This window comes from Microbacterium sp. (assembly GCF_031180975.1).
Lineage (GTDB): Bacteria > Actinomycetota > Actinomycetes > Actinomycetales > Microbacteriaceae > Microbacterium.
Genome location: NZ_JAPSLI010000006.1, coordinates 157,717 through 171,725, shown reverse-complemented (window position 1 = coordinate 171,725; position 14,009 = coordinate 157,717). Strand labels below are relative to the sequence as shown.

The following is a 14,009-nucleotide window of genomic DNA, read 5'->3' as shown; positions in this document are numbered from 1 at the left end:
TTTCGCTCTGTCGAGAAGTGTATCCACGCCATCAGCGTGTCCTGCGCAGCTGCAGCAGGGTGAGCACTCCCGCCGCCAGCAGCGGGATCGCGGCGGAGATCACCAGGGTCGCCCTCGGGCCGACCGTCGCGCAGCCCCACCCGAGCAAGGGGCCACCGAGTGCCTGGCCGCCGACGGCGATCATCAGGTAGAGCGACATGATCCGACCACGGATGCCGGTGTTGCTCGACCACTGCAACAGTGAATTGGCCGCCGTCCACATCAGGATCAGACCGACACCGGTCGAACCGACGGCGAGGAGGAAGGTCCATTCAGCGGGAGCGAACCCGCACAGCAAGCGCAGGAAGCACATCACCGAGACGCTGAGGATCACCGTGCGCAGCCCGCGGTGCACGCGTCGCAGCGATGCGAGCGCGCCGAGGAGGGAGCCGGCTGCGAGGGCGGTGTTCGCCAATCCGTACCCGTCCGGCCCGGATGCGAACTCGGTCGTCATCATCGACACCAGGATCACCGGCCAGTTCAGCCCGACCACGCACACGAACACCAGCAGCGTGAGCGTCACGTGGATCTCGGGCTTCGACGCCGCGTAGCGCAGAGCGGCGACGATCTGCCCGCGCCCGCGCGCACCCTTCGCGCGCGGGATCAGAGTCGCCGTGGCGAAGAGCACGCCCATCGAAACGAGCGCCACGAGGTGCAGTGCCGCCGCAACGAGGAAGGCCGCCGACGCCCCGGGGCCCGCCAGCAGCAGCCCGCTGACCGCCGGCCCGATCATCCCGCCCACCTGGAACACGATCGAGTTCATGCTGATCGCGTTGGAGAGGTCCTTCCCCGGTACGACCTGACCGACCAGCACCTGGCGCGCGGGCTGATCCACCACTGCGGAGAGGCCGAGCACGCCGGCACACGCGAAGAGGACCCAGGGTGCGAGCGCCCCCGACAGTGCGACCACGGCGAGCGTCGCGCAGACGGCGAATGCGAGGGACTGGCTGGCCATCATCAGCATCTTCGTCGGGTAGCGGTCGACCAGCACGCCTCCCCACATCCCGAGCAGGAGCACCGGCCCGAACTGCAGCACGACGAGCATGCCCACGAGGGTGATGTCGCCGGTCAGCTCCATCAGTGTCCAGTCGACGGCGATACGCTGCGCCCAGACCGCGATCGTCGACAGCGACTGACTCGCGAGAAACAGTCGGTAGGCGCGATTGCGCAGGGATGAGAACATCGCTCGCCCGCGGGGGCGCGAATCGAAGACGGGGATGCCGGTGGTGTCTGTAGCCATGAGCCTCACCAGCATACGCTCGGAACTCGCGACCATGGCCAGAACGGTATACAGTAGCGTGTACACGCGCGGATCGCGCCGGAAGACCAACCGGAAGACCAAGGAGAGAAGATGTACTACTTCGGATACTGCACCTACCTGCTCGACGAAGAGCGTGCGAAGTACCTTCCCGAGTCCAAGCCGATCACCAAGGCGAGCGTGGCGAACCACGAGATCCAGTTCCGTGCCGCCGGTGACCGCGAGGATCGCGGATGGTGCCACCTCGCCGATCGTGGGTCGGCGCTCGGCAAGACCGCCCAGGGCATGGTCTACGAGGTGAACGATGACCGTGTGAACGACGACTTCGACGACTTCGACATCGTCTTCCTCACCGCCAAGGGTGAGGACGGCAACTACTACGACTGCTTCACCTACGTGCTGCAGCAGCCTGGCAAGCGCATGCGCCCGCCGCGCTATTACTGGGAGCGCGTGCCGAACGGATTCCGCGAGCAGAAGTTCCCCGAGGAGTACGTCCAGTCCATCGAGAAGACGTTCGAGGAAGCCGCCGAGTGCCCCGACTTCGACCGTCCGATGCCGGCGGCGACCCCCGGCCGGTCTGCGGCCACTCGCTGAGATGAGCGAAACGCGAAACACCGAGCAGGGCGACGTTCTTCCGAGCATCGCCCTGCTCGGCGTCGGAGCGATGGGTGGCGCGATCCTGCACGGGCTCGTGGAGTCCGGCATCGACATCCGCGGTGGGATCCGGATCTCTGACCAGTGGTCTGAGCGGGTGTCCGAGCTGGCGTCACTGCACCCGGGCATCACCGGGTACGACGGATCGGTCGACCCCACCGCGAACCGGCGCGCCGTCGACGGCGCCGGCATCGTGATCGTGGCGGTCAAGCCCCACCAGATCCGCGATCTCCTTCGCGAGATCGCCGACTCCCTGGGCGACGATGTCACGGTGATCTCGATCGCCGCCGGCGTGCCGACTTCCGCGCTCGAGGAACACCTGCCCGAGAACGTCGCCGTCGTCAGGGTCATGCCGAACTCGCCCGCTCGTGTTCGGGCGGGAGTCACCGGCATCGCGCCCGGCTCCCGGGCCGATGGGCGGGACCTTGAGCGGGCCAAGGTGCTCTTCTCGACCATCGGCGACGTGCTCGTCGTGGATGAGGAGCGCATCGACGCGCTCACCAGCATCTCCGGCTCCGGGCCCGCCTACGTCTTCCACTTCATCGAGAAGTTCGCCGATGCCGCCCGTGCGCGGGGCTTCTCGGACGAGGATGCGAAGCTGCTGGTCGAGGGCACCGTGCGCGGCGCTGTCGAACTTCTGACGGCGACCGGCGACACCCCGGCGAATCTCCGGGTTCAGGTCACCAGCCCCGGCGGCACCACCCAGGCCGCGCTCGAGGTGCTGGACGCCGCGAACATCGACAGCATCCTCGACCGTGCGACGCAGGCTGCGGTCGTGCGCGCGGAGGAACTGGCTGCGGGCTGACACCGGTGACGGTGGTCAGCCCGCAGCGGCTGGCGCCGTCGCCGCCTCCAGCGCCCTCCCGGTGAGCGATTCCTCAAGCCCGACGAGGTCGGCCGGCGAACCCTGGAACACCAGCCGTCCGCCCTCGGATCCGGCACCCGGGCCGATGTCGATGACGTGATCGGCCTGCGCGACGACCCGCATGTTGTGCTCGACCACCACGAGCGTGGTGCCCTCGCCGACGAGATCGTCGAAGAGGCTGTTGATGGTGTCGACATCGTTCGGGTGCAGGCCTGATGTCGGCTCGTCCAGCACGATCGGCGCCTTGGGGTCACGGCGCGGATCGCTGAGATGCCGCGCCAGCAGCAACCGCTGCTTCTCGCCGCCGGAGAGCGTGTCGAGCGATCGGCCGACGGCCATGTATCCGAGACCGGTTCGCTCCACCCACTGCAGTGCGTCGGAGATGCCCGGGTCGTCGGCGAAGATCTCCGCGACCTCGGCGGGAGTCGCGGCGAGCACGTCGGCGATCGACCGACCGTTCAACTCTGCACCCAGCGCCGTGTCGTTGAAGCGCAGCCCGCCGCAGGCGTCACACGGTGTGGAGACGTCGTCGAGGAAGGCCAGTTCGGTCGTGATGTGGCCCTTGCCTCTGCAGGCCGGACAGGCGCCTTTCGCGTTGAAGCTGAACCACGAGGCATCCAGGCCGGTCGCCTTCGAGAACGCCTCGCGCACGGCATCCGCTATCCCGAGCACGCTGAGCGACATCGAGCGCACCCCGCCCCGCAGCGGGTCCTGCCCGACCACGACGAACTCCGGATGCTGCCGGGGCAGCTCCACGGTGGCGAACGAGCTCTTCCCGGATCCTGCGACCCCCGTGACGGCGGTGAGCACGCCCAGCGGGATGTCTGCATCGAATCCGGTCAGGTTGTGTGCGCGGACATCCGTCACTCGTACCGACCCGCGTGGCGACCGCGGGTCGCGACGCAGGTGGAGCGGCTCGGCGAGCAGGCGGCCGGTGATCGTGTCGCCCTCGCGCAGGCCCTGCGATGTGCCCTCGAACTGGATGCGCCCACCGTCCGCCCCCGCTCCGGGCCCGAGGTCGACGACGTGATCGGCGACGGCGATCACCTGCGGGTGGTGCTCGACCACCAGGATCGTGTTCCCCCGGTCGCGCAGGCGCTTCAGCAACGCGACGAGGCGCTGGATGTCGGCAGGATGCAGGCCGGTGCTGGGTTCATCGAACACGTAGGTGACGTCGGTGAGCGCGCTGCCGAGGTGCCGCACGATCTTCACCCGCTGCGCCTCGCCGCCCGACAGCGTGGAGGACTCCCGATCGAGGGTGAGGTAGCCGAGACCGACGGAGAGCAGAGCGTCGAGCACGTTCCGAATGCCGCCGAGCGCCGGAGCGACGCGCGCATCGCTGGTCTTCTCGACCAGCGCGCGCAGCTCCGAGACTGGCATCCCCATCCAGTCGACGATCGAGCGCCCGTCGATCTTGCTCGCCCGCGCGGCCGCGTTCAGGCGCGCGCCGTGGCAATCAGGGCAGACGTGCACCGTGATCAGCCGATCCAGTTCCTCCCGCACCTCGGCCGACATCTTCGGGCGCCCCTGCTTCAGGTACACGTCGCGCATGCGCGTGATCACTCCGTCGAAGCGGGCGCTCTTCGGGAACTCGGGGTCGGGGTTGTCGAGCTTCAGCTTGTCGGCATAGAGGAAGAGGTCCATCTCGTCGGACGTGTAGTCCTTCAGCGGCTTCGACCGGTCGAACAGCCCGGCGTGGGCGAACCGCTTCCAGCGGTACACCCCCGGCCGGAACATGCTGAAGCGCACCGGTCCCTCGTCGATGCTCTTCTCCGGGTCGATGAGCTGCTCCTCATCGATGTCGTACACCGTCCCCAGTCCCTCGCAGGTGGGGCACATGCCGGACGGGTCGTTGAACGAGTACGCCGGGGAGTAGCCCGCCGACGGCTCGCCGATGCGCGAGAAGACGAGCCGGAGCAGCGGAGCGAGGTCGGTCGCCGTGGCGACCGTGGAGCGCGAGTTTCCCGTGAAGCGCCGCTGGTCGATGAGCACGGTGAACGTGAGGCCGTCCATGGCCTGCACGTCCGGGGCCGGCATCTGCGGGAGCCGCGCGCGGATGAATGTCGAGTACGAATCGTTCACCAACCGCTGCGACTCTGCGGCGATCGTGTCGAGCACCAGCGACGACTTTCCCGACCCCGAGATGCCGGTGAACACCGTCAGGATCTTCTTCGGCACCTCGAGCGACACGTCACGGAGGTTGTTCGTCCGCGCTCCGTGAACGATGATCGGCGTGACCTGCGGCTGCCCCGCGCTCACCGCCTCACACCTTCGTGCCCACGACGATCGCGGACCCGTCCTCGAGGTCGTCGATCGTGACGTGCCACAGCCGGGTGGTGATCGTCGAGCCGGCCGCCGTGCGGTACTCCGGTACATCGATCGCGAGTTCACCGGTGTCGCTCTGCATCAGCTCGGCGGGAACGTCCACGCCGTCCTGAAACACGATGCGGAGCCCGCGGGGGCCCGAGCCGAGCTCCTCCGCGGGTATCGATGCGAGCAGCCGCGCACCCCGGTAGAGGTGTGTGTTCGTGGCGTGCACGGTCAGCCGATCTTCTGCCATGTTCCCTCCCGACGATTCCCGATTCGACCCGGTCACGATGACGTCGATGTCGCCCAGGCCTTCGGCCCGGTCGAGCCGGCGGCGTACTCCTCCAGCGGCACATCGCCGCGCTTCCATGCCTCCCGCACCGGTTGGATGATGCGCCAGCACTCCTCGGCCTCGTCGGCTCGCACCGACAGCGCCACGTTGCCGTCGAGCAGCTCTTCGATGACCTCCTCGTACGAGCGCTGCTGGCCCTCGCCCAGATCTGTGACGAGATCCTCCTCGCGCAGCTCGAACGGGTCGTCACCGCCGGTCACGTGCAGACGCAGATGCATCTCGTCAGGCCCGAGCGAGAACGTCAGGCGCCCGCCGTCTTCCGGCCGGCCGTCCAGCCCCGGCGGCACATGCCGGACGGGCTTGAACGTGACCACGATCTCGGACCACTTGCGCGTGAGCGCCTTGCCGGATCGCAGCACGAACGGCACGCCGGCCCAGCGATCGCTCGCGATCTCGAACGTCACCTCGGCGAGCGTCTCGGTCTGCGCGGCCTCGTCCACACCCTCCTCGTCGGCGTAGGACGGCAGTTCACGCTCGCCGATCCGGCCGGCCGTGTAGCGCGCACGCCGCGAGAAGCCGACCGGGTCGTCGTAGAACACCCGAGTCGCCCGCAGCACGGCGGCCTTGGCGTCTCGCAGGTCGCGCTCGCCGAGGGTGGCCGGCGGATCCATGGCCAGCAGGGCGAGCACCTGCAGCAGATGACTCTGGATCATGTCGATCATGGCACCGGCATGGTCGTAGTAGCGGGCGCGGCCCTCGAGGGCCACACTCTCATCGAAGCGGATGAGCACGTGATCGATGTGCTCGGCCGACCAGACCGGCTCCCAGATCCGGTTGGCGAGCCGGACGCCGAGCAGGTTCAGCAGGGTCGACCGGCCGAGGAAGTGATCCACGCGGAAGATCTGCCGTTCCGGCACGAGTGCGGTGAGCTTCTCGTTCAGCTCGCGCGCGCTCGCCTCGTCCTCGCCGAACGGCTTCTCCATCGCGAGCACGGTGCCCTCCGGAAGGGTCACGCCCTTCATCGCATCGATCATCGCCGTCGTGATCGCCGGCGGCAGCGCGAAGTACAGCACGGTCGACGGGGCGAGGCTCTCGACGAGCGCGGCGACCGCCGTCGGATCGGTGACGTCGGCGGCGATGTACTCGCCGATCTCGACCTGTTCCAGCGCGTCGGGGGCGCTGGAGAACGCCGCTCGCACCAGTGAGGCCCACTGCCCGGCATCCCACTGCTCCGCACCCGCCCCGCGAAGGGCGACGCGTCGGTCGGTCTCCTTGCTCAGCAGCGCCGCGAGCGAGGGAAGGAGCAGGCGCGAGGTGAGGTCGCCGGAGGCGCCGAGGATGAACAGTGTCGTGTTCGGCATGTCCCGACCTTATCCAGGAGGCCGGGCCACGCAACCCCCTGGCACCGGCAGTCGGGCAAGTGCGAGACTTCGCGAGATGGCCGAACTGATCGAAGACTACGCACTGTTGAGCAACTGCCGTACCGCCGCGCTTGTGTCGAGGTACGGCTCCATCGACTGGCTGTGCCTGCCCCGCCTGGATTCTCCGTCGGTCTTCGCCCGCCTGCTGGGCGACGAAGCGCACGGCCGGTGGGAGGTGCGGCCGACCGATCCCGACGCGACGTGCACCCGGCACTACGACCGCGACACGTTCGTGCTGGTCACGCGCTGGGAGGTCGGTGGTGCGATCGCCGAGGTGCACGATTTCATGCCGATCGACCCGGATCCGCACGTCGAGATCCGCCGCATCGACCTCGTCCGTCGCGTCGTCGGCGTGCAGGGCGAGATGACGTTCGGCCAGCGGCTCAGCATCCGCTTCGATTACTCCCGGGCGATGCCGTGGGTGCGGCAGACCGGCTCGGCCGACGAGCCGCGGCTGGTAGCGATGGCGGGGCCGGATGCCGTTGCGATGCGCGGCGCCCCTCTGAAAGCCGCCGATCACGAGCACCGCGGGGAGGTCTCCGTCTCGGCTGGCGATGTGCGCGACCTGCACCTGACGTGGTTCCCGTCCTATCGTGAGGTTCCCGAGCCGCTCGACGTCGACGACGCGCTCGAGCGGACCCGCGCATGGTGGCAGGGCTGGGCCGACCGTATCGAGCATGACGGACCGCACCGCGAGCTCGTCGTGCGGTCGCTGCTGATTCTGCGGGCGCTGACCAACCACGACACCGGCGGCATCGCCGCCGCGGCATCCATGTCTCTACCGGAGGACATCGGCGGGGAGCGCAACTGGGACTACCGCTACGTGTGGCTGCGCGACGCCGCCCTGACGCTGGAGGCGCTGCTCGCGCACGGTTTCCTGGGCCTTGCCGACCGCTGGCGGGAGTGGCTGCTGCGGGCCGTCGCGGGCGACCCCGCCGATCTGCAGATCATGTACGGGCTGGCCGGAGAGCGCGACCTCACCGAGCGCATCATCCCCGACCTGCCGGGGTACGAGGGCTCGCGGCCGGTGCGGATCGGCAACGGAGCGGCCGGGCAGTACCAGGCGGATGTCGTCGGCGAGGTGCTCGTCACACTCTCGGCCGCTCGCAGCGCCGGGCTCAACGAGGCCGAGTTCTCGTGGCCGCTGGAGCGGCAGCTGGTGCGCTTCGTATCGGAGCAGCTCGAGCGTCCCGACCACGGCCTGTGGGAGATCCGCGGCGAACCGCACATGTTCACCCACTCGCGGGTGATGATGTGGGCGACCTTCGACCGGGGGGTGCGCGCCGTCGAGGAGCACGGGCTGCCCGGGCCCGTCGAGCGCTGGCGCGGACTGCGCGACCGCATGCGCGAGGAGATCGACGAGCACGGTGTGGTGAACGGGCACTTCACGCAGTACTACGGCACCGACGAGGTGGACGCGTCGCTGCTGCTGCTCGTGCAGGTCGGCTACTGCGCGCCGGACGATCCACGCATGCTCGCGACCGTCGAGCGCATCGAGCAGACGCTGATGCACGACGGTCTGGTGCTGCGGTACCGCACCGAGACCGGAGTCGACGGACTGTCCGGTGACGAGAGCCCGTTCCTCGCCTGTTCGTTCTGGCTCGTGGAGCAGTACGCCTCGACCGGTCGCATGGAGGAGGCACGGGCGCTGATGGAGCGGCTCTGCTCGCTCGCCAACGACGTGGGGATGCTCTCGGAGGAGTACGATCCGCGCGCGCAGCGCCAGGTCGGCAACACGCCGCAGGCGTTCTCGCACCTCGGGCTGGTGCGCGCGGCGGACGCTCTCGCGCGGGGCGACCGCCTCCCGCGTTGAGCTGAGCCCTCCTGGGTCCCTGAGCCGGTCGAACGGCCCCAGGAGGGGTCAGCTGCTCAGGCGCTCGCGATGACCGTCTCGGCCAGCGGACGGCGGACGCGCGGTGCGACCTCGCGTTCCTGGAGTGCCTCGGGAAGCTGCGAGACGTCACCGAGCTCACCGAGGGCGATGACCGTCGTGGGAACGAAGCGCTCTTCGAGGTCGAGGAGGTCGCGGAGCTGACCGGGTGCGAAGCCGCTCATCTGGTGGGCGACCAGCCCGTCATGGTGCGCCTGCACCGACAGATGTGCGACGGCCTGCCCGAGGTCGTAGACGGCGTGCGGGATCGGCTTGCCGTCGGCATCCGCCGTCTCCGCCACTGCGACGACGAGGGCGGCCGCCGCACCCGCCCAGGTCTGGTTGAACCCGATGAGCGTCTCGAGCACCCGGGCATGCAGTTCGCTGCCGCGCCGCGCGACGACGAATCGCCACGGCTGCAGGTTGTACGCCGACGGCGACCAGCGCGCCGCCTCGAGCGCGGACGCCAGCTTCGCCTCGTCGATCGGGGCGTGACGATCGTAGGCGCGCGGGCTCCACCGGTCGGCGAGGACGTCGAGGACGGGGTGCTCGGTCTGGGCGGTGCGGTCGAGGACGGGAGTGCTCACGAGATGAGGCCCTTCGGATCGGTTCGAATGCGGGAGGACCTCATCGTCCGTTGGTTGCAACCATTCTATGCGGGCGCATATTCCCTCAGCCTCGCAGTGCCTCCCGCAGCTTCACCCGTGCACCCATTCGCAACAGCGAGTTCTCGTAGATCTTCGCCGCCACGAGAATCGCCGCCACGCACGACAGCAGCAGCACGACGATCGAGACCAGCGGCTCCCACCACTGGGCTTCGCCGACGAAGAGCCGCATCGGCATCCCGACCGGCGCCGAGAACGGCACGTACGACATGATCGTCAGCACCAGCGGGTTGTCGTTGAAGAAGATGACCAGCATGTACGGGGCCATCACGAGCATCGTGATCGGCATCGTCGTCGCCCCGATGTCCTCTTGTCGCGACACCATCGCGGCGGCCGCCGCGAACAGGGCCGCCAGCAGGACGAAGCCGAGCCCGAAGAAGACGGCGAACCACACCACGGGGCCGCCGATCCCGGCGAGCAGCTCGTTCTGCCCGGTCACGATCAGGCCGACCACGGCGATCGCTGCCAGCAGCACGATCTGGCCCATCGCGAGCACCGTGTTCCCGACGATCTTCCCTGCTAGAAGGGCGCGGGTCGGGATCGCCGAGATCAGCAGTTCGACGACTCGGGTCTGCTTCTCTTCCACCACGCTCTGGGCGATCGTCCCGCCGAAGGTGGATGCCGCGATGAGGAACACCAGGCCGAAGCCGAGGGCGATGAAGTAGCGGATCATCGGGTCGGTGGTCTGCGGCTCGAGGATCTCGACCTCGGGGGATTGCGACAGCATCATCGCCAGTGTGCGAGGAGCCTCTTCGAGCGCCAGGATCGTGTATCCGAAGGGCCCGTCGTCAGAGGGTACGAGGGCCGCTTCGACGTCGCCCGAGCGCACGAGCTCTTCGGCCGCTGCGCGGTCGGCGACCTCGGTGGGATCGATGAGATCGACGCCCTGCACCACCTCGGCGGTCTCGGCCGTGACGGCGACAGCCGTCTGTCCCGCCGACTTGCCCGCGAACCCGCCGAAGAGCACGCCGGCGAGTGCCAGGGCGAGCAGGATGCCGGTGCCTATCAGGAACGCCTTACTGCGCAGCTTGGCGCCGATCTCGCGTTCCGCGACCAGCCAGATCGCCGAAGGAGTGGATGCCGCAACGCGGGCAGTCGTCGGGATCACTGGATGACCTCCTTGAAGATCTGGGCGAGGGAAGGCTGCTGAGGGGCGAACGAGCTGACGTCGCCGTGCTGCAGGGCGGTGCGCAGCACCCGCTGGGCGGTGGCCGGTGCGTCGACGTCGAACAGTGCGGTGCCGCCCTCGAAGTCGACGACCGTCACGCCGGGTTCGCCGCGCAGCCAGCCGGTGTCGCCGCTGGCGACGAGACGGTATCGGTCGGTGGAGTGCTGTTCCCGCAGCTCGTCGCGGGACCCGGACGCGCGGATGGTGCCACCGGCGATGATGATCAGGTCGTCGCACAGCCGTTCGACGACGTCGAGCTGGTGGGAGGAGAACAGGATCGCGGCGCCCTGCGCAGCCCGACTCTGCAGCACTCCCGCCACCACTTCGACGGCGAGCGGATCAAGACCCGAGAACGGCTCGTCGAGGATGAGCACCTGCGGGTCGTGCACGAGAGCGGCGGCGATCTGCGCGCGCTGCTGGTTGCCCAGCGAGAGCGACTCGATGGTGTCATCGAGGCGCTCGCCGAGTCCGAGCTCTTCGAGCAGCGCGGTCGCGCGCGTGGTGGCATCCGCCTTGCCGAAACCGTGCAGGCGGGCGAGGTACACCACCTGCTCGAGCACCTTCATCTTCGGGTACAGGCCGCGCTCCTCGGGCATGTAGCCGAATCGCTGTCGGTCAGCGGTGGTGAGCGCGGTGCCCCCGAGGGTGACCGTCCCGCCGTCGGCGGAGAGCACGCCGAGGATGATCCGCATGGTGGTCGTCTTGCCGGCCCCATTGCCGCCGACGAATCCGGTCAGTCGCCCCGGAGCGACGCCGAAGCGGATGCCGTCGAGCACCAGCCGGGAGCCGTAGCTCTTGGTGATGCCGTCGAGTTGCAGCAGTCCTGTCATGCTTCAACGCTAGGGAGGGGTGGATGCCGGGGCATCCCCCGCCGGGCTGATCGCCCCGCATCCGCCCTGCGGCGGATGGCTACACCAAGCCGTGGCGATGGGCGAGCACGACGGCCTGCACGCGGTCGCGGGCGCCGAGCTTCTGCAGCACGCGCGAGACATGCGTCTTCACCGTGGCCTCCCCGATGAAGAGCGCCCGGGCGATCTCGGCGTTGCTGCGGGCGTCGGCCATCAGGTGCAGCACCTCCGCCTCACGCTCGGTGAGCGGCTCGGCGGGGAACCGTTGGGCCCCTGGGGCCTGTCCTGAGCCTGTCGAAGGGTGGGGTCGTTCGCCCGTCGAAGGGCCCGCGAATCTTCGCAGGACTCTCCTGGTGACCTCGGGCGCCAGCATCCCGTCGCCCGCGGCGAGCGACCGTACGGCGGCGATCAGCTCTTCGGGACCGGCGTTCTTGAGCAGGAAGCCGCTGGCGCCCGCCTGCAGCGCGTCGAACAGGTAGTCGTCGCGGTCGAAGGTCGTCACGATCGCGACGGCCGCGGGGATCGTAGGGTCGGCGATGATCCGGCGCGTGGCGTCCAGACCGTCCATGTCGGGCATCTGCACGTCCATCGTGATCACGTCGGGGCGCAACTCGGCGGCGAGGGCGACGGCCTCGGCGCCCGATGCCGCCTCGCCGACGACCTCGATGTCGGGCTGTGTGCCGAGGATCGTGCGGAAGCCGGCGCGGAGCATCGCGTGATCGTCGACCAGCAGTACCCGCGTCGCCGTCATCGCACGCTCTCCTTCGCCGCGGACAGCGGCAGCGTGGCGCGCACCCGGAAACCGCCCTCAGCGCGCGGCTGCAGTTCGATTGCGCCTCCCGACGCGTGCGCGCGCTCGCGCATGCCCAGCTGCCCGAGCCCGGGGCGTACGGGCCCGACGGGGCGACCGGTGTTGACGACCTCGAGCTCGACGGCATCCGGCTCGTACCGCACCCGTACATCGGCGCTCGCGCCAGCACCGGCATGCCGTCGAGCGTTCGTGAGCGCCTCCTGCGCGATGCGGTACAGGTTCACGCCGACCGTCGGCGGCACCAGTACGGGGTCGCCGATCACGTGGTGCTCGGTCGGCAGGCCGGCCTCTGTCGACGCGGCGACGAGCTGGGCGATGTCGTCGACGCCGAACGTGGAGGCAGCCTCATCGACGGCATCCCCGGGTGCGCGCAGGGTCTCCAGCAGCTGGCGGAACTCCCGGGTCGCCTCGCGCGAACCCTCCTCGATGCCGGCGAGCATCTCCCTCGCGCGCTGGGGATCCTGATCGAACACCAATCGCGCGGCCCCGGCCTGCACTCCCATGACCGAGACGTGGTGCGCGACCACGTCGTGCAGCTCGCGGGCCAGGCGCACACGATCGAGGGCGACGGCCTGTGCGGCGGTGACCTCGCGTTCGCGCTCGAGCTCCCGGGTGCGCTCCTCGAGAGCGTGGCGCTGGGCGGCCGCATGCCAAGAGCGTTCGCCGAAGTAGTACGCCCCGCCGAAGTAGAGGACGTTCAGCAGCAGCTGGAGCATCATCACCGCCACGTAGGGCGAGAACAGCCCGGCCGCGACCCCGGCCTCAGCCGCCTGTTCGATGGCTTCGCGGTACATGGCCACGACCAGCCACACGAACATGCCGATGATGATGGCGACCCGTACGATCATCGCGGCACGACGGTTCGGCATCCAGGCGCCCACGGTGTAGAAGGCGACGAACATCGCGATGTTCAGCACGTACATCTCCGGCACGTGTAGCGTGACGCTCACGAAGAAGACCAGCGCGACGACGATGGCGACCGCAGCCGGCCAGCGGCGGCGCACGGCGAGCGGAGCGGACACCGCAGCGACCGAGACCAGCGCCGTCCACATCGGCGCCTGCTCGTCGCCGTAGACGCGGGCCACGGTCGACAGCCCGGCGCTGATGATCCCGCCCACCAGCAGCGCGGCGGCCAACAGCAGATCCTGCTGCAGCTCGCGCTGGGTGGGGACGCGGGTGAACGAGGCGGATGCCGGCATGGATCCACCGTACGGGCGAGCGCAGGGCGACGGCATCCGTCGCAGGGCGGATGGCCACTTGCTATTGACAAGCATGGTTGTTATTTGCAAGTATGCTTCGACAGGCTCAGCAATCCGACCGGGGTTCACGAATCGAGCCGAACGATATCGACAGAGGAGTCATCGTGACCAAGATCTTCGTCAACCTGCCCACCAGCGACCTCGAGCGCAGCAAGGCGTTCTATACGGCGCTGGGTTGCGACCTCAACCCGCTGTTCACCGACGAGAACGCCGCGTGCATCGTCTGGAGCGAGGACGTGTATTTCATGGTCGTCACCCGGCCGCACCTCGCGCAGTTCACCGACAAGCCCATCGTCGACCCGAAGGATGCGGCGCAGGTGCTCGTGGCGCTCAGCCGCGAGTCGCGGGAGGACGTCGACGACGTCGCCGCGAAGGGCCTCGCCGCCGGCGGCACCGAGCCCCGCGAGCCGCAGGACTACGGCTTCATGTACTCGCGAAGCCTGGAGGACCCGGACGGCAACATCGTCGAGTTCCTCTACATGTCCGACGAAGCCGCCGAGAAGGGGCCCGAGGCGTACATGGCCGAGCAGAACGCCGGCGAGTCGGCCTGAC

Annotated in this window: 13 protein-coding genes; 4 read left to right on the top strand and 9 right to left on the bottom strand. The window is 68.9% G+C overall.

All coding sequences use genetic code 11. The features are described 5' to 3' along the window. Nucleotides 1-31: 31 nt before the first annotated feature. Nucleotides 32-1,279, bottom strand: coding sequence for an MFS transporter (locus RIF65_RS10320; RefSeq protein ID WP_309082616.1), 1,248 nt, complete (start codon nucleotides 1,277-1,279; stop codon nucleotides 32-34). A gap of 111 nt (nucleotides 1,280-1,390) precedes the next feature. On the opposite strand from RIF65_RS10320, the gene RIF65_RS10315 reads away from it, so the two are divergent. Beyond that, nucleotides 1,391-1,891 carry a hypothetical protein gene (locus RIF65_RS10315; RefSeq protein ID WP_309082614.1) on the top strand — a complete coding sequence of 167 codons (501 nt, stop codon included), beginning with the start codon at nucleotides 1,391-1,393 and terminating at the stop codon, nucleotides 1,889-1,891. Between the two features lies 1 nt (nucleotide 1,892). Continuing rightward, nucleotides 1,893-2,756 (top strand): pyrroline-5-carboxylate reductase, encoded by an 864-nt coding sequence (gene proC, locus RIF65_RS10310; RefSeq protein ID WP_309082612.1) that lies wholly within the window; start codon nucleotides 1,893-1,895, stop codon nucleotides 2,754-2,756. A gap of 15 nt (nucleotides 2,757-2,771) precedes the next feature. Here the strand turns inward: proC and RIF65_RS10305 are convergent, their stop codons facing one another. Genes RIF65_RS10305 through RIF65_RS10295 form a run of 3 tightly spaced genes read right to left on the bottom strand, consistent with a single transcriptional unit; the run spans nucleotide 2,772 to nucleotide 6,776 of the window. After that, the gene (locus tag RIF65_RS10305) at nucleotides 2,772-5,075 is read right to left on the bottom strand and encodes an excinuclease ABC subunit UvrA (RefSeq protein WP_309082610.1); all 2,304 of its coding nucleotides are present in this window, start codon (nucleotides 5,073-5,075) and stop codon (nucleotides 2,772-2,774) included. Between the two features lie 4 nt (nucleotides 5,076-5,079). Beyond that, nucleotides 5,080-5,376, bottom strand: coding sequence for a hypothetical protein (locus tag RIF65_RS10300; RefSeq protein ID WP_309082608.1), 297 nt, complete (start codon nucleotides 5,374-5,376; stop codon nucleotides 5,080-5,082). A 32-nt stretch (nucleotides 5,377-5,408) separates the two neighbouring features. Beyond that, nucleotides 5,409-6,776: a glucose-6-phosphate dehydrogenase gene (locus tag RIF65_RS10295; RefSeq protein WP_309082606.1), complete on the bottom strand. Its 1,368-nt coding sequence runs from the start codon at nucleotides 6,774-6,776 to the stop codon at nucleotides 5,409-5,411. A 76-nt stretch (nucleotides 6,777-6,852) separates the two neighbouring features. Here RIF65_RS10295 and RIF65_RS10290 point away from each other — a divergent pair, with 76 nt between their 5' ends. Then, the gene (locus RIF65_RS10290) at nucleotides 6,853-8,649 is read left to right on the top strand and encodes a glycoside hydrolase family 15 protein (RefSeq protein WP_309082604.1); all 1,797 of its coding nucleotides are present in this window, start codon (nucleotides 6,853-6,855) and stop codon (nucleotides 8,647-8,649) included. A gap of 56 nt (nucleotides 8,650-8,705) precedes the next feature. Here the strand turns inward: RIF65_RS10290 and RIF65_RS10285 are convergent, their stop codons facing one another. From RIF65_RS10285 to RIF65_RS10265, 5 genes are all read right to left on the bottom strand, one after another. After that, entirely contained in the window at nucleotides 8,706-9,293 is a 588-nt protein-coding gene (locus RIF65_RS10285; RefSeq protein WP_309082602.1) for a nitroreductase family protein, read from the bottom strand. Between the two features lie 85 nt (nucleotides 9,294-9,378). Next, nucleotides 9,379-10,479 (bottom strand): ABC transporter permease, encoded by a 1,101-nt coding sequence (locus RIF65_RS10280; protein ID WP_309082600.1) that lies wholly within the window; start codon nucleotides 10,477-10,479, stop codon nucleotides 9,379-9,381. After that, the gene (locus tag RIF65_RS10275; protein WP_309082639.1) at nucleotides 10,476-11,360 is read right to left on the bottom strand and encodes an ABC transporter ATP-binding protein; all 885 of its coding nucleotides are present in this window, start codon (nucleotides 11,358-11,360) and stop codon (nucleotides 10,476-10,478) included. Before RIF65_RS10275 ends, RIF65_RS10280 begins: the two co-directional genes overlap by 4 nt. An 88-nt stretch (nucleotides 11,361-11,448) precedes the next feature. After that, nucleotides 11,449-12,138: a response regulator transcription factor gene (locus tag RIF65_RS10270; protein WP_309082598.1), complete on the bottom strand. Its 690-nt coding sequence runs from the start codon at nucleotides 12,136-12,138 to the stop codon at nucleotides 11,449-11,451. Beyond that, nucleotides 12,135-13,397, bottom strand: coding sequence for a sensor histidine kinase (locus RIF65_RS10265; RefSeq protein ID WP_309082596.1), 1,263 nt, complete (start codon nucleotides 13,395-13,397; stop codon nucleotides 12,135-12,137). Before RIF65_RS10265 ends, RIF65_RS10270 begins: the two co-directional genes overlap by 4 nt. Nucleotides 13,398-13,561: 164 nt before the next feature. On the opposite strand from RIF65_RS10265, the gene RIF65_RS10260 reads away from it, so the two are divergent. Next, on the top strand, nucleotides 13,562-14,008 hold the full coding sequence (locus RIF65_RS10260) for a VOC family protein (protein ID WP_309082594.1): 447 nt from the start codon (nucleotides 13,562-13,564) through the stop codon (nucleotides 14,006-14,008). The last annotated feature ends 1 nt before the right edge of the window (nucleotide 14,009 follow it).

Coding starts and splice junctions, on each gene's coding strand:
- RIF65_RS10320 (WP_309082616.1), bottom strand. CDS start 1,279: ATGGCTACAGACACCACCGGCATCCCCGTCTTCGATTCGCGCCCCCGC.
- RIF65_RS10315 (WP_309082614.1), top strand. CDS start 1,391: ATGTACTACTTCGGATACTGCACCTACCTGCTCGACGAAGAGCGTGCG.
- proC (WP_309082612.1), top strand. CDS start 1,893: ATGAGCGAAACGCGAAACACCGAGCAGGGCGACGTTCTTCCGAGCATC.
- RIF65_RS10300 (WP_309082608.1), bottom strand. CDS start 5,376: ATGGCAGAAGATCGGCTGACCGTGCACGCCACGAACACACACCTCTAC.
- RIF65_RS10295 (WP_309082606.1), bottom strand. CDS start 6,776: ATGCCGAACACGACACTGTTCATCCTCGGCGCCTCCGGCGACCTCACC.
- RIF65_RS10290 (WP_309082604.1), top strand. CDS start 6,853: ATGGCCGAACTGATCGAAGACTACGCACTGTTGAGCAACTGCCGTACC.
- RIF65_RS10270 (WP_309082598.1), bottom strand. CDS start 12,138: ATGACGGCGACGCGGGTACTGCTGGTCGACGATCACGCGATGCTCCGC.
- RIF65_RS10265 (WP_309082596.1), bottom strand. CDS start 13,397: ATGCCGGCATCCGCCTCGTTCACCCGCGTCCCCACCCAGCGCGAGCTG.